At 68.9% G+C, this 1,165-nt stretch carries 1 protein-coding gene; it reads left to right on the top strand.

Translation table 11 applies throughout. From position 1 onward, the window contains the following. Nucleotides 1-460: 460 nt before the first annotated feature. Nucleotides 461-1,165: GntR family transcriptional regulator (locus BZY54_RS52965; RefSeq protein ID WP_244217052.1), on the top strand; the 705-nt coding region annotated here is incomplete at its 3' end.

Raw genomic sequence — 1,165 nt, 5'->3', positions numbered from 1 at the left:
CGGCCAGCAGGGCGCCGGCCGCCAGCAGCAGCGGAAGTCTTGGTTTGCGTCGTACTGGTCGTACCTGCGTGGTTGGCACGAGGCCTCCTTGGCGCGTTGATACTGATGTCGTTGTCGGGATCCGTGGACCAGTCGGCGATCTGTGGCGTCACACATGTGTGACGTACCGGGCCGGTTCGTGTCCCTGTGCGGTGGTGCCGACGTCACCCGGGAGCGCCGCGCGGGCGGCGGACATGTCATGGGCCCGGAAGCGGGGCCCGGTCTGCGACGTGGCATCCCGGCAGGCCCTGCAGCACACTGCGCACACCGTCTAGTGGGTCACTGATCGACCAACGATAGTTAATAGGTAGGTGCCGATGTGGCGTCAATAGCCGGGCGGAAACCTGAAGTTGGTGACCGCGAGACGGCACGTCCCCAGCATCCGAGTCATAAGTTCGCACACTCAAGGAGGTGTCGCGCCATGACAGTTCCCGACCCCCCGGCGTTTCCCAGGCTGAGCGAAGAGGACCGGGCGACCCTGGCCGAGCATTCCCGGCAGCCACCCGGGGCACTGCGGCTGCGCAGCCGTATCGTCCTGGCCTGTGCCGAGGAGCTGACCAACGCGGAGATCGCCCAACGGCTCCGGGTCTCGCCCGCCACGGTGGCCAAGTGGCGAAACCGCTACCTGCGTCAGGGCATTGCCGGCCTGAGCGACGCCCCCCGCTCCGGACGACCGCGCAGCGCCACCCGCCAGGAGGCGGAGGCACACGTCGCTGCCATGCTCGAACAGGCGCGGAACGGCTCACCTGTGCCCTCCACTCGCTCCCTGTCGAACGCCCTGGGCCTGTCGCAGTCCACGATCGCCCGGATCTGGCGGGAGCAGCAGGCCCAACTTCCCGAGCCGCCGGCGCCGCACAGCCGCCCGACCCGCAAGGAGGCCGGCAAGGCCGGCGGCGGACCCGTGTCGGAGGCGACACGCATACCGCGTCAGTTGCTGTCCGACCACGTGTACACCCTGCTGCGCGACTGGATCGTCAGTGGTCAACTCGTCCCTGGGCAGCGCCTTGTGGAGTCGGAGATCGCACGCGGGTTCGGCACCAGTCAGGCCCCTCCCCGCGAGGCGATCAAGCGGCTGGCGTACGAGGGCCTCGTCATCTCCCAACCGCGTCGCGGCACCTACGTCGCG

Origin of the sequence: Streptomyces carpinensis, from assembly GCF_002154505.1 — a bacterium.
Taxonomy (GTDB): Bacteria; Actinomycetota; Actinomycetes; order Streptomycetales; family Streptomycetaceae; genus Streptomyces; species Streptomyces carpinensis.
This window is presented reverse-complemented; position numbering and strand designations above follow the sequence as displayed.